General features: G+C 62.6%; 20 protein-coding genes. 8 read left to right on the top strand and 12 right to left on the bottom strand.

Going from position 1 to position 18339, the window contains the following annotated elements; genetic code table 11:
* Window positions 1-181: 181 nt before the first annotated feature.
* From EN850_RS03670 to EN850_RS03660, 3 genes are all read left to right on the top strand, one after another.
* Window positions 182-670 (top strand): NUDIX hydrolase, encoded by a 489-nt coding sequence (locus EN850_RS03670; protein ID WP_127869515.1) that lies wholly within the window; start codon window positions 182-184, stop codon window positions 668-670.
* A 119-nt stretch (window positions 671-789) separates the two neighbouring features.
* Window positions 790-1101: a PilZ domain-containing protein gene (locus EN850_RS03665; protein ID WP_127276099.1), complete on the top strand. Its 312-nt coding sequence runs from the start codon at window positions 790-792 to the stop codon at window positions 1099-1101.
* Between the two features lie 673 nt (window positions 1102-1774).
* Window positions 1775-5554, top strand: a complete 3780-nt coding sequence (locus EN850_RS03660; RefSeq protein ID WP_136090655.1) for a vitamin B12-dependent ribonucleotide reductase — start codon at window positions 1775-1777, stop codon at window positions 5552-5554.
* Window positions 5555-5791: 237 nt separating this feature from the next.
* Here EN850_RS03660 and EN850_RS03655 read toward each other — a convergent pair whose 3' ends face one another.
* Together EN850_RS03655 and EN850_RS03650 are read right to left on the bottom strand one after the other, a co-directional pair.
* On the bottom strand, window positions 5792-6328 hold the full coding sequence (locus EN850_RS03655) for a hypothetical protein (protein WP_246689138.1): 537 nt from the start codon (window positions 6326-6328) through the stop codon (window positions 5792-5794).
* Window positions 6329-6341: 13 nt separating this feature from the next.
* Window positions 6342-7298 (bottom strand): DUF3592 domain-containing protein, encoded by a 957-nt coding sequence (locus tag EN850_RS03650; protein WP_246689137.1) that lies wholly within the window; start codon window positions 7296-7298, stop codon window positions 6342-6344.
* 186 nt (window positions 7299-7484) lie between these two features.
* Between EN850_RS03650 and EN850_RS03645 the strand changes: the two genes are divergently transcribed.
* Window positions 7485-7673, top strand: coding sequence for a hypothetical protein (locus EN850_RS03645; RefSeq protein ID WP_127276106.1), 189 nt, complete (start codon window positions 7485-7487; stop codon window positions 7671-7673).
* Between the two features lie 108 nt (window positions 7674-7781).
* Window positions 7782-8093: a hypothetical protein gene (locus EN850_RS03640; RefSeq protein ID WP_145973014.1), complete on the top strand. Its 312-nt coding sequence runs from the start codon at window positions 7782-7784 to the stop codon at window positions 8091-8093.
* 9 nt (window positions 8094-8102) lie between these two features.
* Here the strand turns inward: EN850_RS03640 and EN850_RS03635 are convergent, their stop codons facing one another.
* Window positions 8103-9176, bottom strand: a complete 1074-nt coding sequence (locus EN850_RS03635; protein WP_136090653.1) for a GH25 family lysozyme — start codon at window positions 9174-9176, stop codon at window positions 8103-8105.
* Window positions 9177-9503: 327 nt separating this feature from the next.
* On the opposite strand from EN850_RS03635, the gene EN850_RS03630 reads away from it, so the two are divergent.
* Window positions 9504-10136: a DedA family protein gene (locus tag EN850_RS03630; protein ID WP_136090652.1), complete on the top strand. Its 633-nt coding sequence runs from the start codon at window positions 9504-9506 to the stop codon at window positions 10134-10136.
* A gap of 16 nt (window positions 10137-10152) precedes the next feature.
* Here EN850_RS03630 and EN850_RS03625 read toward each other — a convergent pair whose 3' ends face one another.
* The 5 genes from EN850_RS03625 to EN850_RS03605 form a co-directional block, all read right to left on the bottom strand.
* Entirely contained in the window at window positions 10153-10944 is a 792-nt protein-coding gene (locus EN850_RS03625; RefSeq protein WP_127276112.1) for a phosphodiester glycosidase family protein, read from the bottom strand.
* Window positions 10945-11059: 115 nt separating this feature from the next.
* Complete coding sequence (locus EN850_RS03620; RefSeq protein ID WP_135915511.1) at window positions 11060-11686, bottom strand: transglutaminase-like cysteine peptidase; 627 nt, start codon at window positions 11684-11686, stop codon at window positions 11060-11062.
* A 148-nt stretch (window positions 11687-11834) separates the two neighbouring features.
* Window positions 11835-12707 carry an undecaprenyl-diphosphate phosphatase gene (locus tag EN850_RS03615; protein ID WP_135915510.1) on the bottom strand — a complete coding sequence of 291 codons (873 nt, stop codon included), beginning with the start codon at window positions 12705-12707 and terminating at the stop codon, window positions 11835-11837.
* Between the two features lie 241 nt (window positions 12708-12948).
* Complete coding sequence (locus EN850_RS03610) at window positions 12949-13146, bottom strand: hypothetical protein (protein ID WP_127276118.1); 198 nt, start codon at window positions 13144-13146, stop codon at window positions 12949-12951.
* A gap of 149 nt (window positions 13147-13295) precedes the next feature.
* On the bottom strand, window positions 13296-13691 hold the full coding sequence (locus EN850_RS03605; protein WP_135880221.1) for a GFA family protein: 396 nt from the start codon (window positions 13689-13691) through the stop codon (window positions 13296-13298).
* Between the two features lie 113 nt (window positions 13692-13804).
* Between EN850_RS03605 and EN850_RS03600 the strand changes: the two genes are divergently transcribed.
* Window positions 13805-14833, top strand: a complete 1029-nt coding sequence (locus EN850_RS03600) for a 2OG-Fe(II) oxygenase family protein (protein ID WP_135864177.1) — start codon at window positions 13805-13807, stop codon at window positions 14831-14833.
* Between the two features lie 48 nt (window positions 14834-14881).
* On the opposite strand, the gene EN850_RS03595 is transcribed toward EN850_RS03600, so the two are convergent.
* The 3 genes from EN850_RS03595 to EN850_RS03585 all read right to left on the bottom strand — a co-directional run bounded on the left by EN850_RS03595 (window position 14882) and on the right by EN850_RS03585 (window position 16721).
* A complete protein-coding gene (locus EN850_RS03595; RefSeq protein ID WP_136090651.1) occupies window positions 14882-15838 on the bottom strand; it encodes an alpha/beta hydrolase in 957 nt (318 codons plus the stop codon).
* A 26-nt stretch (window positions 15839-15864) separates the two neighbouring features.
* Entirely contained in the window at window positions 15865-16350 is a 486-nt protein-coding gene (locus EN850_RS03590; RefSeq protein WP_127869528.1) for an SRPBCC family protein, read from the bottom strand.
* A 122-nt stretch (window positions 16351-16472) separates the two neighbouring features.
* Window positions 16473-16721, bottom strand: a complete 249-nt coding sequence (locus EN850_RS03585) for a ParB N-terminal domain-containing protein (RefSeq protein ID WP_127276129.1) — start codon at window positions 16719-16721, stop codon at window positions 16473-16475.
* A gap of 202 nt (window positions 16722-16923) precedes the next feature.
* Between EN850_RS03585 and EN850_RS03580 the strand changes: the two genes are divergently transcribed.
* Window positions 16924-17340 (top strand): acyl-CoA thioesterase, encoded by a 417-nt coding sequence (locus EN850_RS03580; protein WP_127869529.1) that lies wholly within the window; start codon window positions 16924-16926, stop codon window positions 17338-17340.
* A gap of 15 nt (window positions 17341-17355) precedes the next feature.
* Here EN850_RS03580 and EN850_RS03575 read toward each other — a convergent pair whose 3' ends face one another.
* Window positions 17356-18315, bottom strand: coding sequence for a LysR family transcriptional regulator (locus tag EN850_RS03575; RefSeq protein ID WP_127869530.1), 960 nt, complete (start codon window positions 18313-18315; stop codon window positions 17356-17358).
* Between the last annotated feature and the right edge of the window lie 24 nt (window positions 18316-18339).

Raw genomic sequence — 18339 nt, 5'->3', positions numbered from 1 at the left:
GCGTCGCCGGCGATAATATTTGCTTGCGCAGACTGATCCGCCGACAAGATATCCTGTGAAATCGACCTCTGTTGACGGGAATCAGCCAGCTTGACCAAAGTTTTTACTTTTATTGGTCACAATTAGCCGTAAGATTCGTGAGACGGCAAACGATTCTGGAGGCTTGGGGCTAGCTTCTCCGATGTTGACACGGCCAACCACACACAACCACCTGGCTGAGAGGGTCCGGCGACTCTTTGGTACGGCGCCGTGTCGTCTGCAGGTTGCCGCCCTGCCCTGGCGCGATGCCGGGAACGGCGTCGAGGTCATGCTGATCACCAGCCGCGATACCGGCCGCTGGGTGCTTCCAAAAGGCTGGCCGGAAGCCCGGGAGCCGCTCTGCGAAGCGGCAGCGCGCGAGGCCGCCGAGGAAGCGGGACTGCGCGGAAACATTTCCCACCTCGAAGCCGGCCGCTATTTCTACGCCAAGGTGCTGGCTTCGGGCGAAGAAGTGCCTTGCGAGGTGCTGGTGTATCCGCTGCACGTCGACAAGGTCGCCGACCGCTGGAAGGAAAAGCACTCCCGCATCCGCAAATGGGTCAATTCCAGCGAAGCGGTGCGCATGGTCAATGAACCGGACCTGTGTCAGATCATCGCCTATTTCTGCGCCGACCCACGCAGGTTCTCCTAGGGCGCAGGCCATCCACCCCGTGCGTGGATCGTAATCATTTCACAACCATGTGAAGTATCGCGTGAATGGTTTGCTAATTTTTCTTCGGTAGAAATTGGCCAATCTGGCGCGTTTCATCGATGGCGAACCCTGTAAACCCACTTCAGCAAGAGTCCACCGAGCCCCAGCGCGAGCATCGTCCGCGCGTGCTCAAGGGTGGAACGATCATCACCGGTATCCAGAATTCCGAAGTGAGTTGCATGGTGCGTAACCAGCATGCGGGCGGCGCCGAACTGAAAATACCGCTCGAGGCCCGGGTTCCCGATCATTTCCTTCTCTATGTGCCGCTCGACGGCGTCGCCTATCGCTGCGAGGTCCGCTGGCGCCGCAGCGACCGACTCGGCGTCCAGTTCACCGGCACTGAACCCAAGCCGAAGCTGCATTACGGCTGATCCCTGGCGCACCGGCGTGCCGGGCTTTTTGAGTTCGCGGCACAGTATTTCCGCAGTCCGCGTACACGCACCGGGATCGCGCATACCTGCCGGCGGAAAAATGGCCGCCACAGCGGTCAATTCTATCCCCGTTATCCACATGTGTGACACACAAGATGTTGGGGTCACAAAAGCTACGCAAACGAATCCTTGACGGCTCGAAACGAGTCGCCTTTTATAGGCCATGTGCTCCTGTTGAGAGCGCGACCGGAAAGTTCTGAGCCCGGTCTTTTTCCCGGATTATGTGCGTTTTGCCCGCATTTCCGCCTGTTTACGAGGCCGGCGGAAGCGTTGGGATCGTGGGTGGTGGGGCGACGAAAGGGAGAATTGTCGGACTGGAATAAATTGTCTGTTAATACTATATTTAGTGTTTGCAGCTAGGTTCGACGCTAGATAGTGTGAATTTCCCTCAGGTGAGGGAATCGAAAAATTCAGTCTTGAGGGACCCGCGGGGTCGATTGGCAGCTTCGGCAAACGCCCGGCAGGGGGTTTTGTCGTGTGTGTGGCCGCGCCCGCGAAGTGGAGATGCCGGCATTGTTCGCAATGCCGGCAAACGGCGGACTGCGCGTTTCGCCTTTTGGGGGCAGAAATCCCCTGGTGAACGCGCTATATATAGACAAAAGGGACCGGACCAATGCGCATCGAGCGTCGTTTCACCAAGCCAGGCCAATCTGCTTATGCGGAGATCGAATTCCGCAAGGCGCTTTCCGAGATCAAGAATCCGGATGGCTCGGTGGTGTTCCGACTGGACAATATCGATGTGCCGGCGCAGTTCTCCCAGGTCGCCGCCGACATCCTGGCCCAAAAATACTTCCGCAAGGCCGGCGTCCCCGCGCGCCTGAAGAAGGTCGAGGAGAACGACGTCCCCTCTTTCCTGTGGCGCTCCGTCGCCGATGAAGCCGAACTCGCCAAGCTGCCGGAAGCCGAGCGCTATGGTTCCGAGATCGACGCCCGCCAGGTCTTCGACCGGCTGGCCGGCACCTGGACCTATTGGGGCTGGAAGGGCGGCTACTTCAAGGCGTCGGAGGAAGACGCGCGCGCCTTCCGCGACGAGCTTGCCTATATGCTGGCGACGCAGCGCGTCGCGCCGAACTCGCCGCAATGGTTCAACACCGGCCTGCACTGGGCCTATGGCATCGACGGTCCGAGCCAGGGTCACTTCTATGTCGACCCCTTCACCGGCAAGCTGACCAAGTCGAAGTCGTCCTACGAGCATCCGCAGCCGCATGCCTGCTTCATCCAGGGCGTGCAGGATGACCTCGTCAACGAGGGCGGCATCATGGATCTGTGGGTGCGCGAGGCGCGCCTGTTCAAATATGGCTCCGGCACCGGCTCGAACTTCTCGCTGCTGCGCGGCGAAGGCGAAAAGCTGTCCGGCGGCGGCCGCTCGTCCGGCCTGATGAGCTTCCTCAAGATCGGCGACCGCGCCGCTGGCGCCATCAAGTCGGGCGGCACGACGCGCCGTGCGGCGAAAATGGTCATCGTCGACGCCGACCATCCCGATATCGAGGAATTCATCGACTGGAAGGTCAATGAAGAGCAGAAGGTCGCCTCGCTGGTGACCGGTTCCAAGATCGTCAAGAAGCATCTCGAAGCGATCATGAAGGCCTGCGTCAATTGCGAAGGCCATGACGACGACTGCTTCGATCCGGCCATCAACACGGCGCTGAAGCGCGAGATCAAGTTGGCCAAGAAGTCGGCGGTGCCGGAAAACTACATCTACCGCGTCATCCAGTTCGCCAAGCAGGGCTACACCTCGATGTCGTTCAAGACCTACGACACCGACTGGGATTCTGACGCCTACCTCACCGTTTCGGGCCAGAACTCCAACAATTCGGTGTCGCTGAAGGACAATTTCCTGCGCGCCGTCGAGACCGACGCCGACTGGCACCTGACCGCCCGCAAGGACGGCAAGGTCTTGAAGACGCTGAAGGCTCGCGACCTCTGGGAAAAGATCGGCTACGCCGCCTGGGCTTCCGCTGATCCCGGCCTGCATTTCAACACGACGATGAACGACTGGCACACCTGCGCCTCCGCCGGTGCGATCCGGGCCTCCAACCCGTGCTCGGAATACATGTTCCTCGACGACACGGCCTGCAACCTCGCCTCGATCAATCTTCTCCCCTATCGCAATGCCGACGGCACGATCGATATCGCTGCCTACGAGCACACCGTGCGGCTGTGGACCATGGTTCTCGAAATCTCGGTCATGATGGCGCAGTTCCCATCGAAGGAGATCGCCAAGCTCTCCTACGACTACCGCACGCTCGGCCTCGGCTACGCCAATATTGGCGGCCTGCTGATGACCTCGGGCATTCCCTACGATTCCGACGAGGGCCGCGCGATCTGTGCAGCACTGACCGCGATCATGACCGGCGTCGCCTACTCCACCTCGGCGGAAATGGCTTCCGAGCTCGGCGCCTTCCCCGACTATGACCGCAATGCCCAGAACATGCTGCGCGTCATGCGCAACCACCGCCGCGCCGCCTATGGCGACAAGGACGGGTACGAGAAACTCGCCGTCAATCCGGTGCCTCTCGTGGCGTCGGACCTGAAGCAGCAGGATTTGGCCACCCACGCCAAGGCCGCCTGGGATCGCGCCATCGAACTCGGCGAGGAGCATGGCTACCGCAACGCGCAGGCAACCGTGATCGCGCCGACCGGCACGATCGGTCTGGTCATGGATTGCGACACCACCGGCATCGAGCCCGACTTTGCCCTGGTGAAGTTCAAGAAGCTCGCCGGCGGCGGCTATTTCAAGATCATCAACCGCGCGGTGCCGGAAGCGCTGCGCACGTTGGGCTATTCCGAGAGCCAGATAGCCGAGATCGAGGCCTATGCGGTCGGTCACGGCAATCTCAACCAGGCGCCGGCCGTCAACCCCGGCTCGCTCAAGGCCAAGGGTTTTGGCGACGACAAGATCGCGGCGCTCAATGCCGCGCTTAAGTCGGCCTTCGACATCAAGTTCGTCTTCAACCAGTGGACGCTCGGCGCCGACTGGGTGAAGGAGACTTTTGGCTTCACCGACGAGCAGCTCAACGACTTCTCGTTCGAAATGCTGCCGGCGCTGGGCTTCTCCCGGAAGGACATCGAGGCCGCCAACATCCATGTCTGCGGTGCTATGACGCTGGAAGGCGCGCCCTTCCTCAAGGCCGAGCACCTCGCCGTGTTCGACTGCGCCAGCCCGTGCGGCAAGATCGGCAAGCGCTCGCTTTCGATCAACAGCCACATCCAGATGATGGCGGCGGCACAGCCGTTCATTTCCGGCGCCATCTCCAAAACCATCAACATGCCGAACGACGCGACGGTGGAGGACGCCAAGAGCGCTTACATGCTGTCGTGGAAACTGGCGCTGAAGGCCAACGCGCTCTACCGCGACGGCTCGAAGCTGTCGCAGCCGCTCAATGCCTCGCTGCTCGCCGATGGCGAGGAGGACGAGGACGATGCGGTCGAGCAGCTGATCCAGGCACCGGCGGCGGCGCGCGCGGCGCAGATCACCGAACGCATCGTCGAACGCATCATCGAGCGTGTGTCGCGCGAGCAGGAAAAGCTGCCCGGCCGCCGCAAGGGTTATACGCAGAAGGCCAAGATCGGCGGCAACACCATATTCCTGCGCACCGGCGAATATGACGATGGCCGTCTCGGCGAGATCTTCATCGACATGAACAAGGAGGGTGCCACGCTGCGTGGCCTTCTCAATAACTTCGCCATCGCGATCTCGCTCGGCCTGCAATATGGCGTGCCGCTCGACGAATATGTGCACGCCTTCACCTTCACCAAGTTCGAGCCGGCCGGCATGGTCATCGGCAACGACGCCATCAAGAGCGCGACGTCGATCCTCGACTACGTGTTCCGTGAACTGGCCATCTCCTATCTCGGCCGCAACGATCTCGCCCATGTCGACCAGTCGGACTTCTCCAACACCGCGCTTGGCCGCGGCATCAGCGAAGGCAAGACCGACGCCGTCTCCAAGGGCCTGACCCGCGGTTCGCCGGTGAAGCTGGTGTCGAGGGCAAGCGGCAGCGAGCCGAAGGGCTTTGCCGGCTCCGGCACCCCTGCCCGCTCGGCGCCGACGGCCTTCTCCGGCTCCAACGTGCTGGCGTTGAAGCCGGCCAGCGACGAGGCGATCGCCTACAAGCGCGACTATGAGGAGCGGGCCAAGGAACTGGCCGAGGACATCGCCTTCGAGGAAGCGGCCTCCGATGCCTCGACCGACACCACCGCGGCGCTGTTCACCGACACGGCGGCCCAGGAAGCAGCCGAGGCGAAGAAACTCGCCGCCGACCGCCGCGCCAAGTCGCTGCTGCAAGGCTACACCGGCAATTCCTGCTCCGAGTGCCAGAATTTTACCATGGTAAGGAATGGGACTTGCGAGAAGTGCGACACGTGTGGCGCCACGAGCGGGTGCAGCTGAGAAGAATTTGAGGCACTAAACATCGGCTTATTCACGGTATCCAAGGCCGGCCCGAAGGGGTCGGCCTTGGCTTTTTGTTCGGCCCGATCTTACGACCGAGCCGATGATATACGGTGCTTTCCCAAACGCATTTGTCGCCGGGCGGCGCGATGATGCGGGCTTCTTCGGCACGAGCCACGGCAATTGCCCGTCACCGGTGCCAAGAGGGCGCAGGTCAGGCTGATCAGTCCCATCGCGCTATTCATCGCTGCATCCCGCCAAAGTGAAGGCGTCCCATGCCGAGCCGTTCCGATTGGCTTTGGCGAAGTCGGCAAATTCGGTGAAAGCAGCGCCGAAATCAGGCAGCAACAGCCCTTTCGGCGCCGGCGTCGCTTCGCGCGAATTCAGCTGCTCGGCGCCGCCTCCGGTCAAGGCATAGACCTGCCCCATCCATATCCGGCACAGCCCGCTGCCATCCTCCAGCCCCGCCTCGCGGTCGTCGTCGGTACAGGTGTGGCGGATGGTGCCGAGCGGAAACGAATTCCTGCCATTGGTCCAGGTGATGTCGGCCGGCAGGCGAATGTCGGTCTTCGGCACGGTCAGCGAAAACACTTCGGCCGTCAGCGCCGCCGGCTCATTGTGGAGCGGCCGGAATTGCATGACCGCACCCGAACGCGGTTCGCGATAGGTGGCGTGGCTCAACAGACACTCTTTTGCGCTCGCTGCCTGCACGGCGCCGAGCAGAGCCAGGAAGAACAAGGCCAGTTTGCCGGTGATCATTGAATGCCTCGTCATGAAAGCAGGCGCCTCAAACGACCAGCCAGGCGGCGGCGCCGAGAAAGCCCAGCGAGCAAACCCACAGCAGCCACAGCCCGCGCACGCGGCATTCGAGCACCGCCGAGGCGGGATTGGCCGGGTCATAGTGCACGTCGACCTTGCTGCCCTCGACATACCGTCTTGCCTGACCGCCGACGAGGCCGGGCAGCGAGGCCGTCACGCTGACGCCGAAAGCGACACGATCGGCGCTGTAGCGCTGTCCGGCGACGCCATAGCTGTAGACGATGCGCGACCGAAAGACGGTGCGCCAGCGATAGCTGCCATTGGCGCGGATCGTCTGCAGGCCCGACGCATCGATGCGGCCGGCGGCGACCGGCCATTGCACCGCTTGCCTGGCAAGCGCCTTCTGGGCGAAACCCATGCGCAGGACGAACAAGCCCATGAACAACAGCAGCGCCGCCGCCCCGAGATTCTGCGGCTTGGCCAGATGCGGCCTGATCCCCTCCAGGACGCCGCCAACGGAAAACACCAGAACCACTGTGCCGATCACCAGTCCCGCCGACAGCTTGGCCATGAATTTGAAGGCGCCATCGGGAAAGGTGCGCTCGATCACCGCCTTGCTCGGATCGGCCGGATTGTAGAAGACAGTCACCTCGGCGCCGCGCGGAAACTGCGCCAGGGTTTCAGCGACTTCGAAATTTCCCAAATTCTCTTTCACACTGTAACGCGAGCCGCGAAATGTCTTGCCGCCCACCTTGTATTCGAAGGTGATCGCCGGAAAATTGCGGATTTCGGTGGTGTCATTGCTGTCCGGGCCAACGCCCGAGACTCTCACCTCACGCGCCTCGGCGCGCGACGAAATGATCTTTCCCGGCGTCGGCAACCAGTGGCTGAGGGCCTGCACCTCCCGCCATTTCACGAAGGTGATGAACGACAACATGCCGGCGACCGCGCAGGCAAATCCGACAAGCAGAAATTGGAGCTCCACCCTGATCCCCCCGGAGTACAGGAACCGGCACTAGACAGCACCGCGGCGGCAATGTCTCGCTTATTCGCAAAACACCAATGCCGGCGCCTCACGCGCACTGAATTGCTGAAGCGTAATTTGACGACCGGGGCGATCGGCTTAAAAAGGGCCGGGAACTTTCGCGAGGCTGCAAGTCGGGAGACGGACATGAACGACGAAGCCGACGACGACAAGGACATCGTGAACCAGCTTGCCTATGTCAGGGCCGATCCAAGCCAGCACGACACGCTGACGCTTCTGGCCATGATCGACGCGGCGATTTCCGAGATCATGGGGTTGAGGACGGCGCTGCGGCTGAGCGAGGAACGCAACAGCCGCAGCGCTCAGCTGCAATAAGAATCCGAGCCAGCGCTGCTTTGATCCGCGTCGGCCATCATCTGCCGGCCCGCGCCGCCCGCCCAGGCGCGCCATCTCCGCTCGTTACCCCGGTGGGATTGCCTTTGAATGGACGCATGGCGACGGTCCGGGCATTCGAATCCAGGTCTGTCCACCGCAGCAATGAATGGATCGCGCGCCGCCTCAATGGCTTGGTTGACCCAGATCAAGGCCCTGCCTGCGTTCATCCTGTCTTCTCCGGCAATGGCAATCATCAAACGGAGAACGAACGTGCCCAGCTACGACATCATGGTTATCGCGGCGGTCCTGATCAGCTTCGGCTTATTTTCCGGGATTCTGGCCTTCGCCACGTTCGACGAATCGCGCCGGCACTCGGACAAGGCGCCCCGCGGCGATGCTTCCGGCTCGCGCGCCCATTAGTCGCGCTGCCTAATCCGCGTCAGCCATCATCTGCCTGCCGCCACCGCCGGCCCAGGCGCGCCATTGCCGCTCATCGCCATGGAAGACGTTGAGGTCGATGCGACCGGTCACGCCATGCGACAGGCCGGAACCGGAATACTGCCAGAACAGCCACTTGCGATCGGGATAGACCTTGGACGGATGCCGGGCCACGGCGCGCAGCCAGAAGGGATAGTCTGGGAAGGCGCCCCGAAGGTTGTCGCGATAGAAGTCGGGCGATGTGTAGATGATCGGCCGCTGGCCGTAGTGACGCTCCAGCTTGTCCATGAACACCTGCATCTTCTCCAGCACCTTTTCGCGCGACGGCCGGCGCTGGCAGCTGGAGTCGCCGTTCCACTCGACGTCGATCACGGGCGGCAGCGCACCGTCGACCTTCGGCACGTTGCGGATGAACCAGTCGGCCTGTTCGCCGGCGGTGCGGCACCAGTAGAAGAAATGATAGGCGCCACGCTTCAGCCCCGCGGCCTGCGCGCCGCGCCAGTTCTTCATAAACATCGGGTCGAGGTGGTCGCCGCCGTCGGTCGCCTTGATGTAGGCGAAGTTGGCGCCCTGGGCGCGCAGCTTTTCCCAATTCACGTCACCCTGCCAGCGCGACACGTCGACACCGTGCACGGCAAGGTGGCGGGGCGACGAGCGGCCGAAATTGATCGGCTTGGCGTCGCGGAAGCCGTAGCGCGTGACCGGTCCTGCGAGCATGGCCGGTGCCGCCCGCGACAGCAGCTTCGGTGGCGACACCAGGGCAGCCTCCTCGATCGGCGGCTCGGCGCTGTTGGGCAGTTCGGGTGCGGGAAACGCCACCGTCTCTTCCTCCGCCAGGCCAAAGGGGCGAGCGGTGTCGTCCGCGGACGCAACCTCAACCCGCTTGCGCGGCGCGTTTGCCCTGGCCACCGGAACGGACGCGATCGGCGCGCTTGGCCGCACCACCGAACTGGTCGTTTCATTGGATGGCTTCTGCATGTCGAGCGCGTCCATGCCCGACGTCGACGAACAGCCGGCGAGGCACAGCGATGCGATCACGAAACTGATGACGCCTGATAACCGCATCTGGACCTGTACTCAAACACAACAGACCGAAGGCGACGGCCGACGGACAACCAGACGAGTTATGAACGAGAAATTACCAATAAAGTTTGAATCAAGTTTTTTACCATAGCTGTGGCCCCTTTCAGACAGTCGCCGGCGGCGGCCCGGCCAAGCCTTGACAGCGCCATGATGTGGCTGTTGAGAACGGCATGCGGCGTTTGCGCCGGTGTTCCCAAAATTCTTGAAAAGGCGCCGGGCCACGTGGCTGGCTCGTCAACGACAAGCTCGACGAACTCAGGAGCCTGCTCGACAGCGGCAGCTGAGAAACACTTTCAAAAGGGAGCTTGCGTGCAGTCGTTCATCGACCAAAGCGTTTGTTTCATCGAGAACCATCAGGCCTGGGCCGGCCTCGTGGTCGGGCTGCTGGCCTTCGGCGAATCGCTGGTGCTGGTCGGCATCCTGTTGCCCGGCACCACGGTGCTGATCATCGTCGGCGGCCTGGTGGGCGCCGGTATCGTCCAACCCCTGCCCGTTCTCCTCGCCGCGATGATCGGTGCGGCGCTCGGCGACACCATCTCCTATTTTCTCGGCAAATGGCTCGGGCGCGGCGTCGTCCACAAATGGCCGCTCAACCACTATCGCCGCGAGATCGCCAGGGCGCGCCTGTTCTTCCATCGCTACGGTTTCGCCGCAGTTTTCGTCGGCCGCTTCTTTGGTCCGGTGCGTGCCACCGTGCCGCTGGTCGCGGGTATGATGGGCATGAACAGGCGCCGCTTCCAGATCGCCAACATCCTGTCGGCGATCATCTGGGCGCCGGTCGTGCTGTCGCCCGGATGGCTGGTGGCGAAAGGGGCCGACAGCCTGCCCGAACTCGACGCGACCAGCCTGTTCGGGCTGGCGGTTATCGCGGCCATAGTGGCGGCGATCATCGTCGCCGTGATTGTCATCAGGCTGCGAGGCAGGCGCGATGCCCAGACCTAGGGGATGGCGCCATGCGTCAGCCGCGTTTCCTGAAGACGCCGATCATCGGCCCCAGGTTCCAATAGTCGTCGTTGCGGCCAATGGCCGGAGCGAGCAGACTCGATATAGTGCCGTCGAGGAAGAGTGCGTTGTCGCAGCCGAGCGCGTCGCGAAACAGGCGGGCGAAGGCATGGAATGTCACCGTGCCGTTCGAGATGGCAAAGACGGCGACGCCATCCTTTCGCACCCCGACGCCGTCGCGGCTCTTGCGCGACGTGCCGTCGGATCGGAATTTCGGGTGAAGCTGGCCGTCGATCACCAGCATCGGCCCTGATTGCGTTGCATAGTCGGTGGCTGGCCGCTGCCTGACGAAGTCCCTGGTCGCCCGCACCGCGGCCTTGCCGCCGCCGATATAGAAGATGCCGTTCGGCTGCAGCGAAAAATTGCCGCTGCCCGATCCCGTCTTCACACCGGCCATTTCCCGGCCGCGCTCGACATAGAGGCCGACCGGCCTGAGGTCGGGGTGATACATGCCCGCATTGATGGCAAACAGCATGGTACGGCCGGCCGCGCGCTGGGCGTTGTCGAGATTGTGCAGCGACTGAAAAGGCTTGCCGCCCTGATCTTTCCAGAACAGTTCGATCGAATACAGTTTTGGATCGACCTCGCAGACGAGAAAGCTGCCGGCCTCGAAGGCGACGTCACGGCACGGCGGCACCGAAGCGAACCACTGGCCGAACGCCATTGTCGTGGCAAGCGCGTGCGGCAACGCGGCCTTGACCAAAGTCAGCAACAAGGGCGCCGAATGCAGGAGTGTCAAAAAATCCATGCGCGTTCCGGATTGTCGGTTCCAACGAGTTGTCGTGGATAGCACCGCTTGCCGGTACGATGAAGGATTTGCTCAGGGGAAGCGTGGACTACGGTCCGGTGACGGCCCGCGACGGCTATTTGACGGCGCTGACCAGCTTCTCTTCGCCGGCGAGAATGGAGACCCAGTGCCCGGTGTCGTCGCTCGCCTGTCTTTTCAGATAGCGATAAGGCGTCTGGTTCCAGAGACGAACCTTGTCGACAAGATTGTCGAGGATGAAGTCGCCCTTGTCGGTGCGTACCGTCAGCACGGCATGGCCTTCGCCATCCGGCTTGCGAACCACCGTCATCAGGAGATTGGCTATGGCGATGCCCAGGCTGTTGAGCTCACGCCGCTTTTCCAGCGCGTAATCCTCGCAATCGCCGAAGCCATTGTCCGGATAGGCCCACCATTCCTCCTTGCCGTAATTGTCCATGTCGCTCATCGGCTTGACGCGCGTGTTGACCGAAAGGTTTACGGCACTGATCTCCCGCAACAGCTTGCCAGTCATCTGTTCTGGCTCGCTGTCGGGTGAACGGATGGAGCACTCGGCAGCATGGATCTTGCAAAAATCATAGTGGCCGATTGGCTGCGAGGTCGAGCCGCCGATGACCATGGAAGCGGGAGCCGCGTAGGCGGAATTCGCCGCCGAACAGAAAGCAATCAGGGCAATCGCAAGCCCCAGCCCCTTCGCCTTGCGGCGCAAACCCAACGAGGATGCCATGCGGCTCCGCCATCTGTTTTTTGTTAACAGAACGTTAAAGGCGGACATTGCCCGAAGTCAATGAAGGCGTCCGATCACATCTTCGGGCATGGGTTGATGCGCTCCAGGCGGTTGCAGCAGCGCAACACCGCAAGCGTGCCGGTTCGGCCTAGGCTAGCCATCCCAGAGCCACGCCGAGCAGCAGGACGACCCCGAGCGCGCCGCGATAGATGACGAAAGGCCAGGCGGAGAAGCGTTCGAGCACGCGCATCAGGCCCCAGATGGCGAAGAAGGCCGATATCGAGGCCACGAGCAGTCCCACGCCGAGAACCGACCATCCATGGGCGTCGAGATGCACCTTGTGCAGTTCCCACAATTCCTTGAGGCCGGCGAGCGCGATCGCCGGCAGCCCGAGCAGGAACGAGAAACGGGCCGCCTCCGCCCGCTTGAAGCCAAGCCCCAGCGCCGCCGTCAGCGTCGAGCCAGAGCGAGAGACGCCCGGGATCAGCGCGCCAACCTGCGCGACGCCGACAAGGAGCGCGTCGGCGAGCGACGCTTCGCCCACGGTGCGCTTGTGACGGGCGAAAATCTCGGCCAGCGCCAGCAGGACCGCCATGGCGATGCAGGCCCAGCCAATCACGCTCAGACTGCGCAACGGCGAATTGCAGGTGTTGAGGACGCCCGAGAGCGCCACGCCGGCGATGACGATGGGGATCGTCGCCAGCACGATCCACAGCGCCAGACGGAAATGCCGGTCGGCAAAATCGCGGCGCGTGAGGGCATCGAGTGATCCAAACAGGAGATCCCTCACGTCGCCCCAGAAATAGCTGACCACCGCTGCAAGGGCCGCCAGCTGCATGGCGGCGGAGAAAGCCGAGCCCGGGTCCTGCCAGCCAAGCACAGCCGGCACGATGCGCATATGGGCGGTCGAGGAGATCGGCAGCAGTTCGGTGATGCCTTGCACAAGGCCGAGGAAAGCGACCTTGGCAAATCCAAGGCCGACAAAGCCCGTGTCGACGCCTTGCGTGCAGATATCAGCCATGTCGGTTCCATGCGGGAGGGATCGGACTTGCGAAGGCACGATCGGCGGCGATCAATGCCGGGCAAGCCATACCGCTATGCGGCGCAGAATCAATTTACGGATTTGTAAGCTGGCGGCCCGAACGGGCGTCATAGCGTCGCGTGGCGGCGGACACATTGCAATACGCTTGCGGGCCGCGCCACCCGCATCCAAACCGGCCCACGGGCCGGCCAATGATGTTCATGGAAGATCGCAAGGCTACTCAGGGGCACAGCCACAGTTTCTGGCAGGTCCTGGCGATCACATGCGCCGGCGGGACAACCGGTTCATCGAGGGAAGGCCGGCGAGCCCGCTCAAGCAGCATGCGCACCTGTTCCGGGCGCACACGGTCGCGCTCCATCACAAGCAGGACCATCGGATCGCTCAAAAGCTCGTCCAGGGTGCTGATGCTGTCGTTCATCCGTCGTCTCCTCGAATGCCGGGCCCGCGACGCATAGATAGGGTGACAAAGATGGCCCGCCAATGACGCTTTGCCGGCTATCGCGTGTCTCTTTGGATTAATTTTTGGTCATCCCGGGGCACGTCGTCCTGTTGAGGAGAAGGAGGAAGCTAGGCCGGCGGAGCGCCTTCATATTGCGGCAAGCCGTCGTCAAGCATCACCCAGGGCTGTTTCGAGGCGGTCCACATATGCATCTGTGGCCTGAAGAACGACGGGTCGTCCAGGGAACCGGTGGTCACGCCGATGATGCCGGCGGAGTCGCGCCGCGAAAACATCGTTGTGCCGCAGTTCGGGCAAAACCCGCGCTTGAGGTCCGGCGAGGTGTTGACCGTGGCCAACGGGCCCTCGACCGTCACATCGTCGATGCGGAACAGAACACGCGCATTGAAGGCCGCGCCGATCGCCTTCTGGCAGAGCCGGCAGTGACAGATGCGCTCGTTGATGGGGTCGGCGTCGGTGCGGTAGCGCACCGCTTTGCACAGGCATCCGCCTTCGTATTTTGCCATCGCCTGAATCCATTGGTGGAGTGAACAGGCGGCAAGGTAGCGGCGAGGCCGATTGGGTCAATTGAAAAGCTTTGATACAAGGTCATCGATTATCGTGATGCGGCAGGACCCTCATGACACCGGACATCGAAACAATCGGCATTGCGGACCTGTTCGGGCCGCCCTCGCCCGCCCGCGACCGCGCCGACGCCAGGATCATGGCTGCCGCGGCAGGGATCGGTTTCCTGGCGGTCCGGGATTTTCCCGGCGATGACTGGCTGACGCCGGAAAAGCGCGCGCGATTGCTGCGTATCTTTGCGCTTCCCGATGCCGGCAAGCAGGAATTGCTGCGCTGGAATTTCGATCACACGAAGAAGAATTTCTACCGCGGCTGGTTTCCGCTGCAGCCGCAAGCCGTTTCCTACAAGGAAGGCATCGACATGGGGCCGGACCTTGCCGATGCGGCGCGAGTCTCGACCTCCGACGATCCCCTGTGCGAGCCGACACCACTACCGGCCGAAAATGCCTTGCCCGGCTGGCGCACCGCCGCGGCCGACTACTACCGCGCGATGGAGACGGTCGGCACCATGCTGATGCGGTCGATCGCACGCGGGCTTGGCCTGCCTGAAACGATCTTCGATGCCTATTTCGCTGGTGGCATCTCGACGCTGCGGCTGATCCGCTATCCCCTGCGCGACGCCAGTGCCGGCGTCGACACAAGCGGGCCGGAGTTTTCGGTGACCCACAAGGGCGAAACGCGCACCATCATCGGCCGCGAACATGCCGATTCAGGCTTCGTCACCTTGCTGGCGCAGGACGGCGTCGAGGGCTTGCAGGCAAAGAACCTCGCCGGCGAATGGATCGACGTGCCTCCAGCCAATGGCACGCTGGCGGTTAATTTCGGCCAGTTGCTGGAGCGCTGGACCGGTGGCCGCGTGCGCGCGACACGGCACCGGGTCATTGCACCCAAAACGACGCGGTTCTCGATCCCGTTCTTCTACGAGCCGCGCGTCGACGCGGAGATATCGCCTCTGCCATTGGACGGCGCCGAGCCCTTCGAGCCTTTCCTCTACGGCGATTATCTCTGGGAATCGGCGACCAACTTCGTCGAGATGGGCGGCATCAAGCATCTGAGACAGCCACGCCGCGCCAGGGCTTCCTAAACAGCACGACGGCCGTCTCGCTGGAGACGGCCGCCAGAGATGGCAGGGTCATTCGGTTTCGCCGACCACCTCGTCCCAGCTCTTCACCTTGGTCTGGCCATCGAGGAAAGGCAGTGCGGCGGCCGTCAGTTCCGGAGCGAAGAAGACGTCGTAGTGGGTGCGGTTGGGCAGGATGGCGAGACGGTTCTGCGACAGGTTCTCACGCATCCAGCCGGCATCCTTCAGGCCGCCACCGAGCATCTGGTAGAACTTGATCTCATGCTCGGGCTTGTACATGTCGCTGTCGCCGTAAGCGAGCATGACGGGCATCTTCAGCTTGGGAACGTCGGCGGAGAAGTCGTAGTTCTGGCGCATGAAATTGCCGAGCGCGTCGAGCAGCTTCGGGAAGTCCTCTGGATGTGGCGCGACGGCGACGTAGGATTTGTACATCGGTGTCTCTTTCATGAACGCCGCGGCGGCGGCACTCACCTGCGCCTGCTGCGGACGCATCTCGTCATAGAAGCCGTCGGCGGCGTAGCCGGTCGAGACAAGGACCAGCCGGCGCACAGCCTCGGGATGCTGGACCGCCATGCGGAAGGCAACGCCGCCGCCCAGCGAATAGCCCATGACGTCGACCTTGTCGTAGCCGAGTGTCTTGACGATACCAGCCATATCATCGCCGATCGCCTCCAGGGTGAATGGCCGGTCGCCAAGCGCGGTGCGGCCGTGCCCCTGCAGGTCGACCCCGATGACGGTACGGTTCTCGGCAAGCTTGGCCAGGATCGGCGCGAACATGTCGATGGAGCCGAGGCCGCCATGCAGCAGAAGCAGCGGCTCACCCTTGCCATAGATAGCGTAATAGTAGTTCACGCCGTTGATCGGCAGCAGGCCGGATTTTTGCGGCTTCGGCAGCGTTTTCGTTTCGGTGGTCATGGCGGGCTTCGTCTCCTCTGCATTGATGGTGCCCGGACAAGCGAGAAACGCCGCGGCCGAAGCAAGAATGGCAAAAAACAGGGTTCTGGACATATCGGTCTCCTCCTGGTCGACCGATGTCAAAGCGTCCTGGCGAGGTCTTCGAGCTGGTCGGTGCATTGCCCCCAACCCGCGTGAAAACCCATCGCCTCGTGCTGCTGCCGGTCGGCGACGCTCCAGTGCCGGACGCGCGCGATGTAGCGGGTCTTGCCCTCGCCTTCGTCCTCGAAGGTCAGCACGCCGGTCATGAACGGTTTTTCCGACGGCTCCCACGCCTGGGTATAGGCATCGGTGAAGATGATCTTCCTGCCGGGAACGACTTCCAGGAAAACCCCGGGATTGGGGAATTCATCGCCGTCAGGACCGGCCATGACGACGAGGCTGTTGCCACCCGTGCGCACGTCCATCTCGGCACGCGGCGTCGTCCACGGCTTTGGCGCGAACCATTGCGTGATCAGGGTCGGGTCGGTCCAGCAGCGATAGACGTTCTCGCGCGGTGCATCGATGATGCGGGCGAGAACCAGTTCGCGGTCGTTGGCGGGGGCGATGTCGAGCTTGGTGGCCACTATTTTCTCCTCGGGATTCGGCTTGATCTGGCTTCCGTCCCAAGGACGAGCCAATGCAACGCAACCCGACATGCCAGGTGAAAAATTCTGGAGACTGTGCGTGCTTCGGGCGAAGGCGCGCGTCAGTGGCGCTTGGCTTGCACCAGATAGGCGTCGATCTCTGACTCGCCGAGCCACTTGGCTGCTTCCAGACGATGCAGTCCTTCGACAAGTATGTGCCGCTTGCCATCGTGGCGGACCTGGATCGGCGTCTTCATGCCGTTTTCCAGGATATCCTCGGCGAGATGCCGGACGGTCTCGGGATGCAGCGTCTTCTTGCGCGCGGTGGGCACGTAGATGTCGTCGACCTTGACCTTTTGCACCCTGAGCATGCCTGTCCCCATGGCGGAACTGCCGCCGTCTTTCTGAGATAGTCGGTTTGCTCGGGAGGGCCAAGGGCCCGGCTAAGGAATGTCGACCTACAGGCCATCGCCGGCTCGAAAGCCCTCACCCAAGTCATCCGCCGGTTTGCCTGCAGCCGCGCGTTTCGATAAGGCGTCTCGCGATCCAAACAAAGGCCACGGAACAATTCACATGAGCAAATCCCTCGTCACCTTCGTGGGCGTCGCCCATCCCTGGATGTGCGACGTGATGGGGCACATGAATGTGCGCCATTACGCCGCGATGTTCGACGATGCCAGTTTCCAGCTCCTCGGCCATATCGCCGGACAGGAGGGCGGCCAGGGCTCCCAGAACGGATGGGCCGACGTGCGCACCGAAATCGACTACCGGCATGAAACGAAAGCCGGCTCGCTCCTCACCATCCGCTCGCATGTGGTCAAGGTCGGTCGCACCTCCATCACCTTCGAACAGGTGATGTCCGGATCGATCGATGGCATCGTCCATGCATCGAGCCGGACGACCAGCGTGCGCTTCGATCTCACCGCCAGGGCCTCGGTGGCGCTGGATGAGCCGATGCGCGACCGCGCCGCGGCCTTCCTTGTCGAATAGACCCGCGTCGACCCGTCAATCGCTGTAGATTCGATCCTGCAGGGGCGTTTCGGCGATCAGGGCCTGAATTCCGGACAAAAGCGCCTTCTCGGCCCGATTCATCGCCTTGTCGGGATTGGTCAGCAGGAAGATGTCGATGGCCGGCGGCGCATCGTAAGGCGGCAATCGCCACAGCATACCATCGGCCACGTCGCGCCGCGCGACATGCAGCGGCAGCGGGCCGATGCCGAGCCCTGCCACGATCATGCGCCGCACCTCCTCCAGGCTGGACGACACGCCGACGACATCGGCATTCAGCTTGGCCTCGCTGCGCAGCAACGCCACCGGCCGCAAGGCGTCCGAAATGTGATCGGTCTGGAAGGACACGGACGGCTCGCCCCGCAGATCCGCAAGCGTCAATCCGGTCTTCCCGAACAGCCTGTGCTGCGGGCCACAGAAGAAGCCGAAGAACTCGCGATAAACCATCGTGTAGTCCAGTGCCGGATCGCGCTGGCTGACCAGGCAGATGCCGAAGGAAGCGCGGCGCTCCCGCACCTGCTTGGCCACTTCCGTGCTTGCCGCGACCGAGATGGTGATGGAGCCGCGCGGGTAGTTGCGGTGGAATTCCGCCAGCGCCCGGTCGAACAGCGGCGAGACGACATGGCTGGCGGTCGCGATCATGACGTGGCCGGTGACGTCGTCGCTGATCCCGCGCATCAGCAGCGGCAGTTGCGATATGGTGCCGAACACCTCCACGCTCTGCTCATAGATCAGGCGCCCGACCTCGGTGAGTTCGAAGCGTGTCGCATCACGCTCGACCAGGCGCCGGCCAACGCGATCCTCCAGGCGCCGCAACGCGTTGCTGACGCTGGGTTGCTTGAGGTTCAGGCGCTCGGCTGCCCGGGTGATGCTTTTCACCTCCGCGATGACGACGAATGTGCGCAGCAGGTTCCAGTCGAGGTCCCAGACCAGCCGTTCGGGGCGAGGCAATGCCATTCTTGGTATCTATGCTTCCTATTC

The organism is Mesorhizobium sp. M8A.F.Ca.ET.207.01.1.1, assembly GCF_004794715.1.
Taxonomy (GTDB): domain Bacteria; phylum Pseudomonadota; class Alphaproteobacteria; order Rhizobiales; family Rhizobiaceae; genus Mesorhizobium.
This window is presented reverse-complemented; position numbering and strand designations above follow the sequence as displayed.

Bases quoted from the DNA above. Each gene is read 5' to 3' on its own strand.
- EN850_RS03670 (WP_127869515.1), top strand. From the start codon at position 182: ATGTTGACACGGCCAACCACACACAACCACCTGGCTGAGAGGGTCCGG.
- EN850_RS03665 (WP_127276099.1), top strand. From the start codon at position 790: ATGGCGAACCCTGTAAACCCACTTCAGCAAGAGTCCACCGAGCCCCAG.
- EN850_RS03660 (WP_136090655.1), top strand. From the start codon at position 1,775: ATGCGCATCGAGCGTCGTTTCACCAAGCCAGGCCAATCTGCTTATGCG.
- EN850_RS03655 (WP_246689138.1), bottom strand. From the start codon at position 6,328: ATGACGAGGCATTCAATGATCACCGGCAAACTGGCCTTGTTCTTCCTG.
- EN850_RS03645 (WP_127276106.1), top strand. From the start codon at position 7,485: ATGAACGACGAAGCCGACGACGACAAGGACATCGTGAACCAGCTTGCC.
- EN850_RS03640 (WP_145973014.1), top strand. From the start codon at position 7,782: ATGGACGCATGGCGACGGTCCGGGCATTCGAATCCAGGTCTGTCCACC.
- EN850_RS03635 (WP_136090653.1), bottom strand. From the start codon at position 9,176: ATGCGGTTATCAGGCGTCATCAGTTTCGTGATCGCATCGCTGTGCCTC.
- EN850_RS03625 (WP_127276112.1), bottom strand. From the start codon at position 10,944: ATGGATTTTTTGACACTCCTGCATTCGGCGCCCTTGTTGCTGACTTTG.
- EN850_RS03620 (WP_135915511.1), bottom strand. From the start codon at position 11,686: ATGGCATCCTCGTTGGGTTTGCGCCGCAAGGCGAAGGGGCTGGGGCTT.
- EN850_RS03615 (WP_135915510.1), bottom strand. From the start codon at position 12,707: ATGGCTGATATCTGCACGCAAGGCGTCGACACGGGCTTTGTCGGCCTT.
- EN850_RS03610 (WP_127276118.1), bottom strand. From the start codon at position 13,146: ATGAACGACAGCATCAGCACCCTGGACGAGCTTTTGAGCGATCCGATG.
- EN850_RS03605 (WP_135880221.1), bottom strand. From the start codon at position 13,691: ATGGCAAAATACGAAGGCGGATGCCTGTGCAAAGCGGTGCGCTACCGC.
- EN850_RS03600 (WP_135864177.1), top strand. From the start codon at position 13,805: ATGACACCGGACATCGAAACAATCGGCATTGCGGACCTGTTCGGGCCG.
- EN850_RS03595 (WP_136090651.1), bottom strand. From the start codon at position 15,838: ATGTCCAGAACCCTGTTTTTTGCCATTCTTGCTTCGGCCGCGGCGTTT.
- EN850_RS03585 (WP_127276129.1), bottom strand. From the start codon at position 16,721: ATGCTCAGGGTGCAAAAGGTCAAGGTCGACGACATCTACGTGCCCACC.
- EN850_RS03580 (WP_127869529.1), top strand. From the start codon at position 16,924: ATGAGCAAATCCCTCGTCACCTTCGTGGGCGTCGCCCATCCCTGGATG.
- EN850_RS03575 (WP_127869530.1), bottom strand. From the start codon at position 18,315: ATGGCATTGCCTCGCCCCGAACGGCTGGTCTGGGACCTCGACTGGAAC.